This window comes from Kiritimatiellia bacterium, assembly GCA_018001225.1.
Lineage (GTDB): Bacteria > Verrucomicrobiota > Kiritimatiellia > CAIQIC01 > JAGNIJ01 > JAGNIJ01.
This window is the reverse complement of the sequence record JAGNIJ010000009.1, coordinates 1-19,718: the sequence shown is the minus strand read 5'-3', so window position 1 is coordinate 19,718 and position 19,718 is coordinate 1. Positions and strand designations below refer to the sequence as shown.

Annotated in this window: 13 protein-coding genes; 7 read left to right on the top strand and 6 right to left on the bottom strand. The window is 68.6% G+C overall.

All coding sequences use genetic code 11. From position 1 onward, the window contains the following. Positions 1-23: 23 nt before the first annotated feature. Positions 24-224 carry a hypothetical protein gene (locus tag KA248_04640; GenBank protein ID MBP7829186.1) on the bottom strand — a complete coding sequence of 67 codons (201 nt, stop codon included), beginning with the start codon at positions 222-224 and terminating at the stop codon, positions 24-26. Positions 225-326: 102 nt separating this feature from the next. On the opposite strand from KA248_04640, the gene KA248_04635 reads away from it, so the two are divergent. The 3 genes from KA248_04635 to selD all read left to right on the top strand — a co-directional run bounded on the left by KA248_04635 (position 327) and on the right by selD (position 4,926). Beyond that, a complete protein-coding gene (locus KA248_04635; GenBank protein MBP7829185.1) occupies positions 327-1,721 on the top strand; it encodes an L-seryl-tRNA(Sec) selenium transferase in 1,395 nt (464 codons plus the stop codon). Beyond that, positions 1,718-3,625, top strand: coding sequence for a selenocysteine-specific translation elongation factor (gene selB / locus KA248_04630; GenBank protein ID MBP7829184.1), 1,908 nt, complete (start codon positions 1,718-1,720; stop codon positions 3,623-3,625). The genes KA248_04635 and selB overlap by 4 nt, the downstream gene beginning before the upstream one ends. A 137-nt stretch (positions 3,626-3,762) precedes the next feature. Further along, positions 3,763-4,926 (top strand): selenide, water dikinase SelD, encoded by a 1,164-nt coding sequence (gene selD, locus KA248_04625; protein ID MBP7829183.1) that lies wholly within the window; start codon positions 3,763-3,765, stop codon positions 4,924-4,926. 37 nt (positions 4,927-4,963) lie between these two features. Here selD and KA248_04620 read toward each other — a convergent pair whose 3' ends face one another. Beyond that, positions 4,964-5,800 carry a transglutaminase domain-containing protein gene (locus tag KA248_04620; protein MBP7829182.1) on the bottom strand — a complete coding sequence of 279 codons (837 nt, stop codon included), beginning with the start codon at positions 5,798-5,800 and terminating at the stop codon, positions 4,964-4,966. 97 nt (positions 5,801-5,897) lie between these two features. Beyond that, a complete protein-coding gene (locus KA248_04615; GenBank protein MBP7829181.1) occupies positions 5,898-10,493 on the bottom strand; it encodes a PKD domain-containing protein in 4,596 nt (1,531 codons plus the stop codon). A gap of 124 nt (positions 10,494-10,617) precedes the next feature. On the opposite strand from KA248_04615, the gene KA248_04610 reads away from it, so the two are divergent. From KA248_04610 to KA248_04595, 4 genes are all read left to right on the top strand, one after another. Beyond that, positions 10,618-11,871 carry a hypothetical protein gene (locus KA248_04610; GenBank protein ID MBP7829180.1) on the top strand — a complete coding sequence of 418 codons (1,254 nt, stop codon included), beginning with the start codon at positions 10,618-10,620 and terminating at the stop codon, positions 11,869-11,871. 104 nt (positions 11,872-11,975) lie between these two features. Further along, positions 11,976-12,404, top strand: coding sequence for a hypothetical protein (locus KA248_04605; protein ID MBP7829179.1), 429 nt, complete (start codon positions 11,976-11,978; stop codon positions 12,402-12,404). 232 nt (positions 12,405-12,636) lie between these two features. After that, positions 12,637-14,109, top strand: coding sequence for an SUMF1/EgtB/PvdO family nonheme iron enzyme (locus KA248_04600; protein MBP7829178.1), 1,473 nt, complete (start codon positions 12,637-12,639; stop codon positions 14,107-14,109). An 11-nt stretch (positions 14,110-14,120) separates the two neighbouring features. Further along, entirely contained in the window at positions 14,121-15,290 is a 1,170-nt protein-coding gene (locus KA248_04595; protein MBP7829177.1) for an SUMF1/EgtB/PvdO family nonheme iron enzyme, read from the top strand. A gap of 235 nt (positions 15,291-15,525) precedes the next feature. On the opposite strand, the gene KA248_04590 is transcribed toward KA248_04595, so the two are convergent. Genes KA248_04590 through KA248_04580 form a run of 3 tightly spaced genes read right to left on the bottom strand, consistent with a single transcriptional unit; the run spans position 15,526 to position 19,687 of the window. Further along, positions 15,526-16,485, bottom strand: coding sequence for a hypothetical protein (locus KA248_04590; protein MBP7829176.1), 960 nt, complete (start codon positions 16,483-16,485; stop codon positions 15,526-15,528). An 8-nt stretch (positions 16,486-16,493) separates the two neighbouring features. Further along, positions 16,494-17,612, bottom strand: a complete 1,119-nt coding sequence (locus tag KA248_04585; GenBank protein ID MBP7829175.1) for a glycosyltransferase family 2 protein — start codon at positions 17,610-17,612, stop codon at positions 16,494-16,496. A 38-nt stretch (positions 17,613-17,650) separates the two neighbouring features. After that, positions 17,651-19,687: a DUF1365 family protein gene (locus KA248_04580; GenBank protein MBP7829174.1), complete on the bottom strand. Its 2,037-nt coding sequence runs from the start codon at positions 19,685-19,687 to the stop codon at positions 17,651-17,653. Positions 19,688-19,718 lie beyond the last annotated feature (31 nt).

Below are 19,718 nucleotides of genomic sequence, written 5' to 3'. Positions count from 1 at the left end.
AGAATATACCCGGCGAACCCCGATTATTTCATCCAAACCGGTTTTTTCCCGATCACCTGACCGTCGCCGCCGACCTCCATGCCGGCCTTGTCCTTCTCGAGTTTCAGTTTGAGCATCGCCGCCATCTTCTCGTTCTGCTGCAGCAGCTTGACGATCTCCGCCTTGAGGTAGATCACCCACGTCAGCAGCAGGAAGGCCGCCAGGCACAATAAAACGTCTTTCATCCCATCCTCCCGATCCCGCGCGGACATCCTGCCATGCCCGGGCATGAAAGCGAAGCCGGAATTAGGTTGCCCTCCCGGCGGCGCTTTTGGCAGCTTGGGCCTATGAACAAGGATGCCCGCGACGGTTCGCCCCTTCGCGCCCTTCCCTCGGTGGAGGCCGTGCTGAACACGGACCGGGCGCGCGCCCTGGCGGAGCAGCACGGCCGCGCGCGGGTGGCCGGCGCTGTCCGCGCCGCCGTCGAGGCTACACGCCAGGCGATCCGTGGCGGCCTTTCCGCCCATTTCGACACGGACAGCCTGGCGGAAGCCGCGGCCAGCCTGCTCGCGGCGGATCGGCCGAACCTGAAGCGCGTCGTCAACGCCACCGGCATCGTCCTCCATACCGGCCTCGGCCGCGCCGTGCTGCCCGGCGACACGCTCGCCGCCCTCGCCGAGGCCGTCGGCAACTGCAACGTCCAGATGGACCTCGAGACCGGCGAGCGGACGCGCCGCGAGGCCGTGGTGCTCGACCTCTTCCGGCGCGTCACCGGCGCCGAGGACGCCGCCGTGGTCAACAATAACGCCGCCGCGACCCTGCTCGTTCTCGCCGCGCTCGCGCGCGGGCGCGAGGCGATCGTCTCGCGCGGCGAGCTGATCGAGATCGGCGGTTCGTTCCGCCTGCCCGACATCATGGCCGAGAGCGGCGCGGTGATGCGCGAGGTCGGCACGACGAACAAGACCCACCTCCGCGACTACGAGGCCGCCCTCGGTCCCCGCACCGGCCTGCTGCTCAAGGTCCATCCCAGCAACTACCGCGTGGAGGGCTTCGTCGCCGAAACCGCCCTGCGCGAGATCGCGGGCCTCGGCCGGGCGCGGAACGTGCCCGTGGTCTTCGACCTCGGCAGCGGCAACCTCGTGGACCTCCGGAAATACGGGCTAGAGGGCGAGCCGACCGTGCAGGACGGCTTCCGCGACGGCGCGGACCTCGTGCTGTTCAGCACGGACAAGCTCCTCGGCGGCCCGCAGGGCGGCGCCATCGTCGGCCGCGCGGACCTCGTCACCGCCGTGCGCAAGCACCCGCTCTACCGCGCGTTCCGCGTGGACAAGCTGCGGCTGGCCGCCCTGGAATACGCCCTGCGCCTGTTCCTGGAACCGGACCGCCTCGAGGAGCGGCACCCGACCTACTTCATGCTGGCCCGGAAACCGGACGAACTCCGGCGAGCGGCGGAGGAATTGCGGGACGGGATCGTCAAGCGCCAACCGGACTGGCAGGCCGCCGTGGTCGAGGACGAATCCAAGCTCGGCGGCGGCGCGCTGCCGACCTCTCCCCTGCCCACCTTCGCCGTGGCCTTGCAAGCCCCCGGCCTGTCCGCCGAGCAATTGGCCCGCGCCCTGCGCCGCGCCGACCCGCCGGTGATCGGCCGCATCCGCGACGACCGCGTGCTGCTGGACGTCCGCACCATCCTGCCCGGCGAATCCGCCGATGTCGTGCGGGCCGTCGAGTCCATTCTCCCGTGACCTCCGCGTCCGTCATCCACGTCACCGTCGGCACGGCCGGGCACATCGACCACGGCAAGACCGCGCTCGTAAAAATGCTGACGGGCTGCGACACGGACCGCCTGCCCGAGGAAAAGGCGCGCGGCATGACCATCGACCTCGGCTTCGCGACCTGCGCGATGCCGGACGGGCGACGGGTCGGGATCGTGGACGTGCCGGGCCACGAACGGTTCATCCATAACATGGTCGCGGGCGCGACGGGCATCGACGTCGTCCTGCTCGTCGTGGCCGCGGACGACGGCGTGATGCCGCAGACCGTCGAGCATTTCCATATCGTCCGGCTCCTCGGGATCCGGCGCGGCCTCGTGGCGATCACCAAGTCCGACCTCGTGGAACCCGGTCGCCTGGCCGAGGTCGGCGAACAGATCCGCGCTCTGGTCGCGGGCAGCTTCCTCGAACGCGCGGAAATCCTGCCCGTGTCGGCCAAGACCGGCGCGGGGTTCGACGCCTTCTACGACGCCTTCGCGGCCGTCGTCGCCGCGACGGCGGAGCACCGGGCCGACGGGCCCTTCCGCATGAACATCGAGCGCGCGTTCGTCCTGAAGGGGCTCGGCGTGATCGTCTCCGGGATCCCCCGGTCCGGCAGCGTGCGGGTCGGCGAGGAACTGGAACTGCTGCCGGCCGGCCGCCGGAAGAAAGTCCGCGCCATGCAAGTCTACGGCGCGAACGCGGACGAAGCCCGCGCGGGCGAGTGCGTCGCGCTGCGGCTCTCGGACCTCGACCGCGAGGAGGCGGGACGCGGACGCGTGCTGGCGACGCCCGGCTATTTCCAGCCGGCCCGCTTCTTCAACGTGAAGTTCCATCATCTCCCGGACGCCGGGGCCGCGCTGAAGCCGCGCGCGGCGATCCGATTCCACACGGGCACGTCGGATGTCCCCGGCCACCTGGTCCTCCCGACGCTCGACCCGCTGCCGCCCGGCGCGGAGTGTTTCGTCCAAATCCAACTCGCCGAACCGGTCATCGCCGCGCCCGGCGACCCGTTCGTCGCGCGCGCCTTGAGCCCGGCCCGGACCCTGGGCGGGGGCACCCTCGTTGGCGTGGACGAGCAGAAGATTCGCCGCTCGCGAGGCGACTGGATCGACTCGCGCGAGGAGGAGGAACAGGCCCTCCGCGATCCCTCCGCCGCCGTGCTCCACGCCCTCCGCGCGGCCGGGCCGGCCGCCCTGAAAGCGGAGGAGGCCGCGCATCGCGCGCTCATGACGGAGCAGGCCGCGCGGGCGGAGCTGGAACGGCTCACGGTAACCGGAGACGCGGTGCGTATCGGGGACCGCTACGCCGCCGCGGACGCATTCCGAAAACTGGCCGACGATTTGGCTGCCGCACTGAAAAGACTGCACGACACACAACCAAAACAGGCGGGGTTCACCCGGGCGGAACTGCGGCGCGGCCTGGCGGCGGACGAGGAACTTGTGGCGCGGGCGCTGAATTCCCTTGCCGAGGCCGGCCGCATCCGGGTTCGCGGCGAATTGGTCAGCGAGGCCGGCCGGACCGTCGTGGACGAATCGGGCGCCGCCCTTCTCGCGGTGTACCGGGAGACGGGCTTCCAGTCGCCTCGCCCGGACGAATTGCCCGCGCGCTTGGGGTGGCCCGCGGCCCGCGCGGAGTCCGCGCTCAAGCCGCTGCTCCAGGCCGGGGAGTTGGTCCGGCTCTCCGAAAAGGTCATCCTGCACCCGGAGCACCTGGAGGCGTCGCGCCGCAAGCTGGTGGAGTACCTGGCGCAGCACGAGCGCGTGGACGCGGTGAAATTCAAGGAAGTGCTCGGCACGTCGAAGAAATACTCCATCGCGATCCTGGAATGGTGGGATCGCAAGGGCCTGACCCGGCGGATCGGCGACGAGCGCATCCTGGCCAGGAAACCCGGATGAACCACGGAGGACACAGAGGATCACGGAGGGCTTCGAAGAGCTATTGTATCCGCTTTTCTCCGTGTCCTCTGTGCCCTCTGTGGTAAAAAAGCGACATGACGCGCACCGACATCAACCTGGAGAAGCGCCGGCAGGTGATGGGCCGCTCGATCAAGCTGGGGCATTGCGTATGCAATCCCAAGCTCCCCTGCCCCTGCCCGACCTTCAAAGAGAAGGACACCTGCCTGTGCGCGGGCGAGCACGTGCCCGCCGGCCCGGCGGCCCCGGCGGTGCGCCTGACCGATTACGTCCGGAGCGCCGGCTGCTCGGGGAAGATCAGCCAGAAGGATCTGCACGCGGTCCTCTCCCGCCTGCCGAAGATCGAGGACCCGCGCGTGCTCGTGGGGCTTTCCACGGGCGACGATGCGGGGGTTTACGAGCTGACGCCCGACCTGCTGCTCGTGCAGACCGTGGACGTCTTCACGCCCGTCGTGGACGATCCGTTCACCTTCGGCCGGATCGCGGCCTGCAATTCCTTGAGCGATGTCTATGCCATGGGCGGGCGGCCGCTGACGGCGTTGTCGATTGTCGGCTTTCCCATCCACGTGCTGCCCGGCGAGGCGCTCTCGGAAATCCTGCGCGGCGGCATGAGCGTTTTGCAGGAAGCCGGCGCGGCGCTGCTGGGCGGGCACAGCCTGGACGACGAGGAGATCAAGGCGGGTTTCGCTGTGACCGGGCTTGTCGCGCGCGAGCAACTCGCCGCCAACAGCGGGGCGCGGCCGGGCGACGCGCTGATCCTGACCAAGCCGCTGGGCACGGGGATCATCACCCTGGCCACCCAGCTCGGTCGGGCCTCCGACGCCGCGCGCGCCGCGGCGTCGGCGAGCATGACCACGCTCAATAAGTCCGCGGCCGAGATCATGGTCCGCCACGGCGCCCATGCCTGCACGGATGTCACCGGGTTCGGGCTTCTCGGCCACCTCGCGCGCATGGTCAAGGAAAGCGGCGTCACGGCGGAGCTTCATGCCGGCGCGCTGCCCCTGCTCCCGGATGTGCTCGACCTCGCCGCGGCCGGCGTCTTCTCCGGAGCCAACGAGCGCAACGCGGAATACAGCGCCTCGATCACGGAGGTCGCCGCCGACGTGCCTGCCCCTCTGCGCGCCCTGCTCTACGACGCCCAGACCTCCGGCGGCCTGCTCATCGGCCTGCCGGCGGACCGGGCGGATGCCGCGATGGCCGACATGCGAAAGGCCGGGCTCGCGCAGGCCGCGCGCATCGGCCTGGTCACGGAAGCATCGGAAGGCCGAATCCGAGTCGCTTAAGTTCCAGCTTCGATTCGAGATTCCTTGCGCCAGCCGGTTATTCCGCATCCAGGCATAAGGGTACGGAGTTCAGATTCGAGTTCGGCAGGATATTAACCTCAAACGGATGGGTATAGTCGCAGGTCGGATGCCACCCGCGGGAAGCCCGGTCTTCATACTCGGGCACTTGATTGTGACTATGGCAATCGGTGGGATCCAGGTAGTACCACCCCTCGTCCATCAACAGGAGCACGAACACGTGCTGAGCCGTATCGCCATAATGCGCGTGCCCCAGGGCGATCCGGTTCACGGGGATGCCGACGCGGGCCAAGAGCGTCGCCATCAGTTGCGCCGTGCTCATGCAAGTGCCGTGGTGGATGAAGCCCTGTTGCGCATAGGCCCAGGCCATGTCGGCGATGGAGGGAAAGCCGGGGCCGGTTGAGTAGCTTTCACCCTCGTCGCTCGTATGGCTGGACATCCACCACCAGACCCAGGTCATCCGGTTCCACATTTCGGCGCTGGAATAGGTGCGCGTGGTCGGCACGCCAATGTCCGCCATCAGGGAGGCAATATCGGCGTTGTTGGTCCAGAGGTTCGGAAAGTAGTAGTTATCGTCGGACTCCACGATGCCGCCCAACCGTCCCCACCAGAAGACCCGCAGGGTCCTGGCCCTCTCCGCCGGATACCGTTTCAGGACCGGGAAATACCAGACGGGGCCTTCATAAAGGGTTTGCTCCAGGTGCAGCAGCCGGCGGAGCCAGAGGCGTTGAATGATCTGGTACAGCAAAGGATTGAGATGCGGCGGCGGAATAATAATGGGAACCTTCTGCGCGGCGGTCGCCGGCTCCGCCAGCACCATGACTCCGAGCAGCACCAGCCAGATGCATTTCCTCATGGCCACCTCCCGTGAAGACTGCGCTCACTGACCTCCTGCTAAAGAAGCTGCTCTTTTCGCGGTTTCGCTGCAATTATAAAAACCGCTTCTGCTCCGTTCATGGCTCGACGCCGGCGCGGTAGTAGAAGGGGCCTGTGCCAATCGCGGTGGTGTCGGTGACCGTGTTCAGAATGGGCGTGGCCAAGATGTTGGTCTGCACCAGGTAATCGAAGCCTGAAACCAGGTTGCTGGACCGCTCGAGGCGGTAGCTCTTGCCCGTCGCGCTCCACCAGGAGATCACGAATCCGGACGCATCCTGCATGGCGGGAAGAACCATCCCCAGGAAGGATTCGCCGTCCGTCGGGTCGGTCCCGGCCGTCAGCTCGTCACCGTCCCGGACCCGGTCTGCGTCGCTGTCGGCCGATAGCGGGTCGGTGCCCGTGTCGTCCGGCCCGGCGTAGACGCCGGTCCCGGTTTCGTAGGCGGTCTCGATGCCGTCGCCGTCGTGGTCCACGCCCGGGTAATCGTACTCGTACGCGCCGACGTCCACGACGTTGAGAATGATCCGGTGGCTCCCGCCCGCGTCGCGGGCGCCGGCCATCCAGTCCTGGTTGGTCCCGGCATTGATGCACGGCGAGTTGCTCAAGAGCCGCGCGTCGCCGGCGGCGTAGTCCATCATCTTCGGCGCGGCGGTGAAGTTGTCCGTCCCGTCCGGCATCGGCGAGCTGCAGCAGTTGGTGAGCCAGCCGAAGTAGGCGTTCACGGAGGCGAAGGCGGTGTTGTAGTAGACGATGCAGTTGCGCGGCGTGCCCCAGAACGTGCCGCCGCCGAACGAGGTCGCGTCGTTGCCGACGATGGTGCAGTTGTAGCTCTCGGCCGACGACACGCCGCCGCCCATGTCGGCCGTATTGCCCCTGACCACGCAGTTGTAGAGCACGCCGGCGGCCGCCCCACCGCCCTCGTCCGCGATGTTGTCCAGCAGCCGGCACCGGTGCAACGTCGCCGCCGCGGCCCCGCCCCCGCCGGAGACGGCGGTGTTGTTGGAGCATACGGTATCGTACGCCGTGCCCGAGAAGGCCCCGGCGCCATTGGAGGCCGTGTTGTGGTGCAGCGACGAGTCGTAGACCAGGCTGTCGTACGCGCCACCCCCGTAGTCCGCGCTGTTCCAGCCCGCCGCGCAGTTCGAGAGGCTTCCGCCGAAGACCCCGCCGCCGTAGTCAGCCCGGTTGCTCGTCAGCGTGCAGCCCGACAGCGCGGCGGACGACGCGCCGCCGCCGAAGGACAAGGAACTGGTCACGGAATTCATGACCAACGAGCAATCCACGAGCACGCCCCCGTACGCGCCGCCGCCCTCGCCGGAGGAACCGGTGAGGACCCGGTTGCTCCACAAAACGCAATCGCTCAACCCGGCCTCGTACGCGCCGCCGCCGGCATTCCAAGCCGTGTTGCCGGAGAGCAGGCAGGCCGTCAGCGTCCCGCCATACACGCCACCTCCATCGCCATTGGTCGCGCTATTGCGGCTGATCCGGCAGTCCGTCAGCGTGCAGTTCTCGGCCCCGCCGCCATGGCCCGCGCGGTTGTTGGTGACCGTGCAACCCGCGAGTTCGGCCGCGCTGACCCCGCCGCCGCGCGCGGCCGCGTTGCCGTCCAGCAGGACGCTGTAAAGGGTTCCGCCGTACACGCCCCCGCCGCTCCCGGCCGCGGCGCAGCCGGCGACCAGGCAATTGGTGATCACCGCCAGTTCGCCCTCGGCCCAGACGCCGCCGCCCTGCTTCTCGGAGGAGCCCGACGCGAGCGTGAAGCCGTTGGTCAGCGTGAACCCGTCCAGCCGCGCCCCGCCCGCGAGCCACACGCAGCGTACGGCGCCGGTACCGACGCCGCCGCCCGTACCGCCCGCGCCCACGATGGCCGTGAAGGCCGGCCCGTTCATGCTGCGGACGGTGACGACCTTGTCTACGGCGACGCGGTTGGTCAACCCGGCCTCGACCGCGCGGCCGCCGGAAGCATAGACGCCGTTGCTCACCCAGATCGTGCAGCCGAGGCCCGCGGCGTCCACGGCCGCCTGGATCGTCGCGAACGCGGTCGCCCAGTTCGTCCCCGCCGCGGCATCGCTGCCGCCCGGCCGGACAAACAGCTCGCAATCCGCCTCGACGATGGTGACCGACGCGGTGGCCGCGACCGAGCCGGACAGGTTTGAGACTGTCAGCACGACGGGGAAGATTCCCGCCGCCGCGAAGGCGTGGCCGACCACGCAGCCGCCCGTCGCGCGGACGCCGTCCCCGAAATCCCACTCGTAGCCCTGCGCGCGGCCGGTAACCAGCACCTCGAACGGCACCGTGAAGCCGGCGGGGGCCTGCGTGTAGGCGCAGGAAATCGCCGCGACCAGCGCGCCGGTGCATTCCAGTTCCGAGGCAAACTCAAAGGCCCCGATGTCCACCGAGGCGCCCGCGATCCGCGGCGCGCCCTCCCAGTCCACGGCGCCCGCCATCCACGCCTGGTTCGTGCCCCGCCCGATGACGGCGGCGCCCGGCATCAGGCGCGGGTCGAGCGTGCTGACGATCCCGGGCGGATTGGTGATGTTGTTGGCGCCCGCGGGCATGGAGGCGGCGCAGCAGTTCGTGAAGTCGCCCTCGAAGAAATCGGGGCCGGTGGGCGCGTTGTTGTAGTAGACGATGGAATTCAGGAACGAGCCGCGGTACGCCCCGCCGCCGCTGGTCCCCGCGCTGTTGCCGGCCACCGTGCAGTTCTCCGCCACGCCGGAGGCCACGTAGAACCCCCCGCCATATTGCGCGGCGCGGTTGCCGCGCGCGACGCAGTTCCGGACCGGGGCATAGGCGAGGCCGCCCCCGTTCAGCGCGGCGTTGTCCGCGACGAGGCATCCGAACAGGACGGCGGAATACGCGCCTCCGCCCATGTTCGTGGCCGCGTTGCCCACCAACCGGCAGTTGAACAGCATGCCCCGGTAGCAGCCGCCCGCGCTCAAGTGGGCCGTGCAGCCCGAGATCACGCAGTTGGTGATGACCACGTTCGTGGTACCGGCATAAACTCCGCCGGCAAACTGCTCCCGCGTCGTGTCCCCGTCCGTCCGCGTGTGGCCGTTGGTCACCGTGAAGCCGTCGAGGACCGTGTTGCTGGCCATGTACACGCCGCGCACGGCGGCGTCGCCGTCCGGGCTCTCCGCCGAGTTCGAGGCGCCCGCGATGATCGTGACGGCCGGCCCGTTGACGCTCCGGAGGAAGAGCGGCTTGTCGAGCGCCACGCGGTTGGTCAGGCTGCCGTAGACGACGCGCCCGCCCCGGTCGTAGACGCCGTTGGTGACCCAGATCGTACAGCCAATGCCGGCCGCGTCGGCCGCGGCCTGGATCGTCGCCTTGGCTGTGGCCCAGTTCGTGCCGGCGGCCGCATCGTCGCCGTTCGTCGCCACGTAGTATGCGTAGTCCGCGCTGACGATCTCCACGGTCGCCGTGGCCGCGACGGTGCCGGCGAGGTTCGAGGCCGTCAGCGTGACCTCGTAGAGCCCCGCCGCGGCGTAGGTGTTGGTGACAAAGAGCCGGTTCGTCGCGCCGCGGCCGTCGCCGAACCGCCAGACGAAGCCCTGCGCGTTGCCGACGATCCGGCCGGCCAGCGGAACGGCGTGCCCGGCCACCGCCTGGAAATCCTCGGCGGCGATTTCCACCGCGAGCGGATCGATGAGGACCTGGTACTCGAAGGCGCCGATGTCCACGCTGACGCCCACGACGCGCGTGTTCAGGTCGAAATCCCGGGCGCCGCTCATCCAGGGCATGACCGCCCCGGCGTTGATGCAGGCGGACGTGGGCGACAGGCGGTAGTCGCCGCCCGCGTAGTCCACGAACCCGGGCTCATTGGTGATACTGTCCCGGCTGGCCGTGGCGGCCGGATAGAGGCAGCAGTTGGTGTAGGACCAGAAATACGTGTGCGTGCCCGCCGGCGCGCTGTTGTCCGCCAGGATGCTGCTGCAACAATAGCTGTAGGCCACCCCGCCCCCGCGGTTGGAGGCCGTGTTCCCGATCAGGGTGCAGTTGTAGAGCCTGCTGTAGTTCGCTCCGCCGCCGCCGTAGGCCGTGTTGCCGCGGAGGATGCAATTATAGAGGTCGCTCTCGTCGGCCCCGCCGCCGCCCATGCGGGCGCGATTGCCGTCGAGAACGGAACGATGGACCAGCGCCTCGGCCGCGCCGCCCCCGTAGTAGTAGGCCGCGTTGCCCGTCAGCACGCAGTTGGAGACCAGCCCGTCCCCGGAAACGTACACCCCGCCCCCGCTGGTCTTCGCGCTGCCGCTGTCCTCCAGGGCCAGCGTATGTCCGTTGGTCACCGTGAATCCCGCCAGCGCGGCGCCGCCGCTCAAGTAGACTCCGCGGACCGCCCCGCTCCCGTTCGCGTCGTTGGTCGGGCACGGCCGGCCGACGATGAACGTGAAGTCCGGACCGTTGACCCCGACGACCGTCACGGCCTTGTTGATCACCACACGGTTGGTCATGCCGCTGTCCACGGCGCGGCCACCCGTGTCGTACGTCCCATTCGTGACAAGAATCGACTCGCCGGCGGAGGCGGCGTCCACAGCCGACTGGATGTCGTGCGCGGCCGTGGCCCAGTTGGTGTACGGGGACTCGTGGCTGCCGGACGCCGCGACGTAGCGCGTGGCCGCCCGGACCGGGCTCCCGGTGCAGGCCCAGACTCCGACCGCCGCAAGAAACATGGCTTTTCGCATACCGCGCCCCGGCTTTTCACAGTACCCGCCGCCTCCAAAACGGTTAAGCGGAGCCGATAGAACTTGCCCGCCGGTCCCCTTCGGATAGAGTGGAGAAAACAAGGAACCGGCCATGCACATCCGAAGAATCGCAACGATATGTTTCCTGGGCCTCGGGGTCATGATCGCGGCGGCGCAGGACAAGTTGCCGAGCAACGTCGCGTTCCGGCTGAAGGAAGCGGACCGCATCCTCGCCCGGGCCGAGCGCGCGCTGGAGTCCAACTCGGTGGCGTCGGAGGAATGGAAGGTCGAGACCGCGAAGGCCGCCGCGGAGGAGGCGCGCGGAAAGATGGCCGAGATCGAGCAGCGGTACGCCGGCCAGTACTCCCCCGCGCATCCCGACATCGTCGCCATGCAGGACCGGATCGCGAAGCTGGAGGCCGCGGCCGGCGGGCGGGCGGACGCGATGCAGCAGGCGCAGGCGGCCGAGGAACAGCAGGCCGCCGAGGCCGGCGCCGCCTCCGTGCCCTGGCTGGCCCGGTTGCGGCCGTACGTCATCGGCCTCGGCCAGGCGGGCTATGATCCCGACAAGTACCTCGTGCCCAGCGCCACGCAGGACCAGGCGGACATGCGCAAGCGGCTGGGGATCTACGGTGAGGCCGCGGCGGCGCTGGAGGAATACAAGAAGGCCAACCTCGGCGCGCTCGCCACCGACGAACTGAAGCAGGCGGCCGCCATGCTGGATAACGCCCTGGTCCAGTTCCAATCCTCCTGCCGCCAGTACGCCGACCAGGACCTGCGGGACGCCGACGCGGCGATCGGCCACCTGGAGCAGTTCATCCGCGAGCAGGACACCCGGATGGCCGCGAAGGAAGCATTCCTGTTCCCCGAGCGCGACCTGATCGGCAACGCGCAGTCGATCGTGGACCGCGCCGCCGGCCTGATGAAGACCGGCGACCAGCGGATCAACGCGCTGAACCGGCGGATCGAGGGCCTCAAGCGGGCCGACGCCCGGCTGCGCGCGGCCCGCGTCGCCGAGACGCGCATGGCGCCGGACGCCTACGCCGGCGGCGACGCGGCGGCCCTGAAGAAATCCGCCGAGCAGTTCGTCCTGCGCGCCCAGCCCGGCGCGCGCGTGCTGAAAACGGCGATCATCAGCCCGGACTGGAAGCAGGAGAGCGTGCTCGAGTGGACCGACACGACGCAGACGGCCCTGCGCCACCGCACCACGCGCAGCCTGGCGGCCCAGGTCGCCGGCAAGCGCAACGCGGACACGCTGCTTTACACCGTGGACGTCAGCCAGGATCTCCAGGCCGGCGGCGGCTGGGGGCCGACCTACGGGCATGTCATGTTCACCGACCCGATCCTGGAAGCCAACGTCCAGTGATAAGCACCGGCAGGGCCTCCCGGCGGCGTCGCGGAGCTCCGCCCTCCAAAGGCACCCTGGAGGGGCGAGTTCCCGCGAGCCCGCGCCATGAAGGAAATCGAACTGTGAAACGAGCGTTCATCGTGTTGGCCGCGGCCGCGTCGGCGTGGCTTGCCCCTGCCGCGCAGGCCCAGGCGCCATCGCAGACCGTGACCTGGGAGGAAATCCTCCAGCACCTCGACCTGGCCCGGAGCCCGGAGGCCGTATTCCGCGAAGTGGTGCGCCCCCTCATTGACCGGCCCGCCAACCTGGAGGCCGTCTTCGAGAAATCAGAGACCGACGAGGTCGGCCGTCCGCGCCAGCAGTTCCGGCACGTCGCCGGCCGGCACACTTTTGTCTGCTACACGGATGCCGAGTCCGCCCCGGCCGCGCCCGGCTGGCGCGGCGCCATCACGGGGCTGCTCGTGGAACTGGATTTCCGCGGCGAGGATCCGCAGGGGCAACGCTACTACATCCTGCGCCTCCGCCGGGCGGGGACGGAACGGCTGCCCTGACTGGCACAGGCAAAAGACGGCTTCCTACTTAATCCTGTACAAGAAGGCCTTAAACGGCCAAGCTATTTATTGGACATACGGATGGCGGGCCCGGAGGTTTTCCCATGCGACGTTGTGCCATGGCCACCGCCGTGAGGCATGAGCGGATAACGGTCTGCAAGATTCAAGACATCCGCGTCGGCCCACGTTCACGTACCTTCATTCCTTTCAACCACGTCAAGGAGGACGGAAAATGAAACGCTTCTGCCGCCTCATGGTGCAGGCGCTGCTGTATCTGCCCGCCGCTTCCAGCCTCGCCGGCGGCATCTTCATCTGGCCCGAGATCAGCTTCCGGGGCGGACCGCCCGGTGAAACGGCCATCTTCCCGCTCCGCGTCTACAACCAGACCGGCGGCGGGACCAGTGTCAGTTTCGTCGTGGACAACATATGCCCCGGCTATGCCGCCGTCGTGGACCCGGCCGTCGTCTGGATCGGCGCCTCGGAGTCCACGAACATCACCGTCTCCATCACCCCGCCGGCCGGAAGCTCCGATGCCTGCACGATAGACGTGCAGGCGTGGAGCGATATCAGCCTGATGGACGTCGCGCACGTATCGCTGGCCAGCATCGCCGCCGCCACCGGGTCCGTGCTCCGGAGCTACCGCGGGGGGCGCGCCGACTGGCAGCCGCTGGAGACCAACGGATTCGCCCGGCTCGAATGGGCGAATGAACTCCGGCACCCCTGGCACGCCTCGTGGCAGGGCCTGGATCTCGTGGACGCGCCGACGGCGGGCGTGATTTCCATGGAAGTGCCGCGGTTCTACCGGCTGGCGCGGGATCCCCGGCCGGCCGGGATGGAGTGGGTCGACGAAGGCGCCTTCGTCATGGGCGACGGCTGGGCGGAGGGCTTTCCCGACGAAGGGCCCGCCCACGAGGTTCAGACCGGCCCCTTTTACATGGACCGCTACGAGGTCTCGCTGGCTCGCTGGCAGGATGTCTGGCAGCAGGGCGGGTTCATCGGGTACGTCGACATCCCGGCCGGCTCCTCGTTCGGGAGCGGGTACAACTGGCCCGTCACGGACATCACCTGGTACGACGCGGTGAAATGGTGCAACGCGCGGTCGGAACTGGAAGGCCTGAAACCCTGCTACTACACGAGCCGGTCCATGACGCCCTCCACGGTGTACCGGACCGGCCAGATGGATGTCGTCGAGTGGCACGTCAACTGGCTGGCGAACGGGTACCGCCTGCCCACGGAGGCGGAATGGGAGAAGGCCGCGCGCGGCGGGCTGAAGGGGCACCACTACCCGTGGCGCAGTTTCGGCGGCGCCTGGTCGAACCATATCCTCGGCGCGTGGGCCAACTTCGACACCTCGCTGGACCTGTACGACCAGGCCGCGACGCCGGTCGGCTTCTTCAACGGCAGCCAGCAGGGCGGCGCGGCGGCCGGCTTCGACCTGCCGCAGCTGACGGACATGTCGAATCCCCTCGGGCTCTACGACATGGCCGGCAACGTGCGCGAGTGGTGCTGGGACTGGTACGCCGCGGATTACTACGCGTCGCTGATCCGGGACGAGCCCCGGGGGCCCGCCGCCGGCCTGGAACGCACCGCGCGGGGCGGCTCCTGGTACGACAAGCCCTACAACCTGCGCTGCGCGCAACGATTCGCCGTCGCGCCGGATACGCACAACGACTTCATCGGCCTCCGCTGCGTCCGCCATCCGTGAGGAGAAACGCCATGAACAAGCTCTTCCTCTCCCTGCTCGCGCTGCCCGCCCTGGCCCTCCCGGCCCCGGCCGGAGTCGTCCATCCCTCGCAGGTTTCCGCCGGCTCGATCACCTGGACCAACGCGCTGACCAACGCGTCCTACCACGTGCTCTGGGCGGCCCCCTCCAACCGGTGGCCGAGAAGCGGGCAGCCGATGCGCTCGCTGGAGGAGTTCGGGCCGTCCACCACGAACCGCGTGGAAGCGCCCTGCCTGTTCGCCGTGGCCCTCGTGTCCAATCCCCCGTCGCCCGGCCTGGCCTTCGTGGAGGACGGGTCCTTCCTGATGGGCAGCGACTACGCGCCGGGCAGCGACGAAACCCCGGTCCACCCGGTCTCGATCGACCCGTTCTACGCGGACAAGTTCGAGGTCACGAAGGCGAATTGGGACCGCGTGCGGAACTGGGCCGTGGCGCGCGGATACACCGACTTGTCCGGCGGCGGCGCCGGCTACGACTTCACCCTGTGGACCGAACGCTCGGAGTCCAATCACCCCGTGACGGGCGTGACCTGGTACGACGCCGTCAAGTGGTGCAACGCGCGCTCGGAAGCCGAGTTCCTCGCCCCCGTCTACTTCCTCGACGCCGGTTTCACCCAGCCCTACCGGACGGGCAGCGTGGACGCCGTGTGGACGGACTTCGGCCGGTCCGGCTACCGGCTGCCCACGGAGGCGGAATGGGAAAAGGCGGCCCGCGGCGGCCTGGCGCAGCATCACTATCCCTGGCCCGGGCGCGACCCGCAGCCGACGAATTGCATCCGGCGGACCTATGCCAATTACCTCGACAGCGACGACGCGTACGAGGCGGGGACCACCCCCGCGGGCTGGTACAATGGAAGCCAGGTGATCGTGGAGGGCTTCTTCCGGCTCCCCGCGCAGGACATGGCCAACGGGTTCGGGCTGTGCGACGTGGCCGGTAACGTGGACGAATGGTGCGGCGACTGGTACGACGTCGCCTACTATTCCGCTTCCCCGGGCGAGAACCCGGCCGGCCCGGCGTCCGGCTCGGAACGGGTGCTGCGAGGCGGGTACAGCCTGTCCGATCCCCTGGCGTTGCGCTGCGCGGCGCGCGGCCACATTGCCCCTTCCCTGCAGGGCGGCTCGGTGGGCTTTCGCTGCGTGCGGAGAGCCGACTGGAACGATTAGAGCGCGTTAAGTTTGTATGTAGCCGCGCCGGTAACGGCGTGGCCGCGTTATCCTCGGATTTCCCGTGCCACCGGCTTACGCCGGCGGCTACAGTTTCATTTAAACCGCTCTAGAACCTGTCTCGTAATCCCGGCGGTCGAGGCCGACCGCCCTCCAGTATCTCCGAAATGCCTTTTTGGAGGGCGGCCGGCCCCGGCCGCCGCAGGAACGGCGACGGAGGCCCGTCGCCCTCCATTCAATAGGCGGTGGTCCGAAACACCGGCTGGAACAGCTTCGTCCGGCGGGCACAGAGATGCCGCACCGGGCAGACCGGGCAATCGGGCTCGCGCATCTCGGGGCACCGCGTCCGGTTCATGAAGAAGAAGTAATCAATGGCCGCCACGGACACGCCCGACTGCTCCACCAGCCGCGCCACGGCATCGTAGACGGCCGTTCGGATTTCTTTTTCGACCTCCGCGGAGACCAGCCGGCGCGCCTCCAGGTCCGCGAGAACGCCGGGATCGTCCACGTTCACCAGCCCCGTGCGCAACGCGCTGCGCATGAGGTGATAGTCAATGATCGGGCGATGATGCTGCGGGTCGTTCACGCGGAGAAAATGCTCCGGCCGGTTCTCGAGGATGATCGCCAGTAATTGCAGCTTTTTCCGCATCGGGTCCTCGGCGTAGCCGGGGATTTTCCCGGCTTCGTCAAGAAAGGCCTTCAGCGATTCGGGGGCGGCGTTGGCCGCCGCCACGAGTTCCACGGGCGGGCGCGAGGCCGACCGCAGCCACCCGGCGTAACGCTCAATGATGTCGCGGTGTTCCGGCCCCATGGGCAGCGGGTTGCCGCCGGCGTCGTCCCGGAAGATGCCGGCCCAGCCCTCCTCCCCGACGCGGCCCAGGCCCGCGCGGGTGAAAAACAGGGGATCGCGATTCCAGGCGCGGGTGGCGCAGGCCACGATGAAATCCGAGCCCTTGCGCGGAACGCCGTCCACCGGCGCGATCATGGGCCCGCCGTACCGGCCGCCGTCGAGATGCCAGAACCCGAACTGGTGCGCGGTGACGAAGAAGAAGTACTCGATCACGCCCGCCCCGCCGCGCGCCGGGAAGAGCGTCCCCTCCGCCGCCGAGCAGAAATCAAACGGGGACACCTGACCGATTCCCGCGAAGTACTCCGCGAACCGCCGGACCTGCTTCTCGTTGACCCGGATGCGCATCGCCGCTCCTACCAGGCCGCCCGCCGCCCGGCGACGAATTTCGCCGTCCCGACGAACACGGCCGCAAAATTGATGAAGATCAGCGCCAGCAGCCCCAGGGGATTCCAGCGCGAGAAATGGCGGTCCAGCCAGAGCCCCAGGGCGCCCGCCAGCAGGAGCAGCAGGAAGGCGCCCATGACGCCGGCGAATACCGCCGCGCCGAAGGCCACGCTCGACGCCAGGAAAAGGACGACAATGAACGGCAGCCACGTCCGCATCAGCTTGTGGGAAAGGAACACCCAGAAGAGGTAGCCGCGCGCGGGGTTGAGCAGTCCTCGCAGCGGACCGAGTTGCTGCCAGTTCCCGTAGGCGATCCGCACGCGCCGCCGGAACAGGCGGCCCAGGGAGGTGGACAGCCGGTCGGAGACCCGCGCGCCCGGCGCGTACACGATGCGGCGGCCGCGCAGGGCCAGGCTCGCCGGCAGCACGAAATCGTCGTTGATCAGCCCCGCCGGGAACGGCTGGAAATCGGCCTGGCGGAACGCGAACAGCGAGCCGGTGCCGCTCAAGCTTGTCCGGTATAGGCCCTCCCAGTAGCGCAGTTTCATCTCGAGGCCCAGGTAGGAATGCTCGGCCGAGTCCAACTCGGTGCCGGCCTCGCGGCGGACCTGGTAGATGCCGCTGACGCCGCCGACCTCGGGGTCGGCGAACAGCGCGGCCACCTCGCGCAAACCGGCGGGATTGATCATCCCGCTGGCGTCCGTGAGGGCCACGATCCCGCCGCGGGCCTCCGGGATGACGTCGTTGAGCACGGCCGCCTTGCCGCGGTTGGCGGGGAAGACGCGCCACCGGACGCGCGGGTCCCGGACCCCGGCGAAGACGGATTCGCTGCCGTCCGTGCACCCGTCGAGCGCGAAGAGGAACTCGACGCGGTCGGCGGGATAGTCGAGGGCAAGGCAATTCGCGATCTTCTCCCGCAGGATCCCGGCCTCATTGTACACGGGAACGATGACACTGACGAACGGCGGCTCCCCCGCCGCGGAAGCCTTCGGCGGCCGGCCCCGCCAGCGGGCCAGGGCCCAGATCGCCAGCGGGAACACCGCCAACGTGTAGACGATCGCCCCGCCGCAGAGCAGTAGAAGCGCCATGCCCATACCCGGCCACGCTAAAGGGAACGGCCCGGCAGTCAAGCCTGATCGCCGCCCACGGCTCGCGGTTCGTCCAACTCCGCGTTGTTCGGCCGGGTCAGGACGAGGTGCAGGTCGTTGATCACCCGCGCGGCGAAGCCGGCCTCGCAGTAGGCCAGGTAGTATTCCCACTTGCGGAGGAAGACCTCGTCGAAGCCCAGCGCCCGGACCTGCTCCCGGGCGGCGAGAAATCGCACACGCCACTCGCGCAGCGTGCGCGCGTACTGCGGGCCGATGTTCTCCAGGTGCTCGACGACGAGCCGCGAATGCCGGGTCATCGCGCGGGACAGCGCGGTCAGCGACGGGAGGACGCCGCCCGGGAAGATGTGCTTCTGGGTCCAGTCCGTCGCGCGGCGGTACATGTCGTAGCGCTGGTCGGGGATCGTGATCACCTGCAGTACGACCAGGCCGTCCGGTTTCAGGAGCCGGTCGCACGCGCCGAAGAACGCGCCGAAATACTCGTGGCCCACGGCCTCGAGCATCTCGATGGAGACGATGCGGTCGAATTGCCCCTTCACGTGCCGGTAATCGCACAATTCCACCGTGACCCGGTCCTCCAGCCCCGCCTCGCGGACCCGCTGCCGGGCGAGTTCCAGTTGCTGCGTCGACAGCGTGATCGTGGTCACGCGGCACCCCGTCGCGCGCGCCGCCTCGATGGCGAACGCGCCCCAACCGGAGCCGATCTCCAGGACATGGTGCTCGGGGCGGATGCGGGCCTTGCGGATGAGAATACGTAGCCGGTTCATCTGCGCGTCGTACAGCGATTGATCCGGTGACTCGAAGACCGCGCACGAGTACATCATGGTCTCGTCCAGCCACAGCCGGAAGAAGTCGTTGCTCAAGTCGTAGTGGTCGCGGATGTTCCGCCGGCTTAACCGCTCCGTGTTGCGCCGCAGGGCGTGGCGGACCCGGTTGACGCTGCGTCCAATCCAGGAAAGCGCGATCTTCCGGTCGTCCACGGACGCGAGGTTGTCCGCGAGCACGCGCAGCAGGCCCGGCAGGTCGGGCGTGGTCCACTCCCCCTCCATGAACGACTCGCCGAACCCGATGTCGCCGTCCAGGATCAGCCGCCGGAAGAACTCGCGGGAATGAATGTGCAGCACCGCGGGAGGCGCCGACGGGTCGCCCGCGGTCACGGTCCTGCCGTCCGGCAGCGCCAGCTCCAGGCGGCCCTTGCGCACCTGCGAGAAGAAACGGATGGCCAACCGCTCGTACCAGCGTTCCATCCGCGTCGGCGCCGCGCGCAGGATGGTCATCGGGTGCGACGGCTCGGGCCGGTGATGCACCTTGAGATTCTTCCGGTAATACAGTTTCGCCGCCTCCCACACGATCCGGGGCATGACGAGAAATACGTTGAGCGGATACTTTAAAAGAACCCGTTTCAGGCTGGCGCGGTCCAGCGGCATCCCCTCGCCCTGCATCCGCGCCTGGAGCACGGGCTGCCCGGCCTCGTTCTCCAGGTCCACCTGAATATTCAGCGCCGTCCGGATGTCCGCGAAGGAGAAGCGATACCGGCCGCTGATGTCGTTGAACGGCGAGACGTGGAATTCCTTGGGATGCGTGTAGCCCACCGGCCAGATTTCGTCCTGCTGGAGGGCGAGCGTCTCGCGAGCCGCGTCCGGATGCGCCAGGATGTACAAATGCCGGTCGCCAAACGTGTTGTTCACCTCCGCCACGGCGCAGCGGAGACTCCCGTCGGCACGAAGGGCGTAGTAAAAACTCACGGGATTGAACACGTAGCCCAGCAGCCGGGCGGACGTGACGAGGATGACCCGCTCGATCCCGTCGGCGCACCCCTTGGCCTCGAGCCGGCGCATCAGCTTCTCGCGAATCGTGCCGGGGCCCGCGTCGAGATAGTCCGTGTCGCGGAGGGAGACCAGCCGCCGCCGGTTGTAGCCGAAGAACGGGATCTGCCGGTCGAGCTCCGGCAGGTCGTCCAGGTCCAGCGCATACCAGTAGCCCGGGAACGTGAATTCGTGCTTCACCGGCTGGTGCCGGGCGTGCCAGACCGTGCCGGTGTAGATCTGCGAGTTCACCCCGTTGCTTCCTCTCGCCATTAAACTGCCG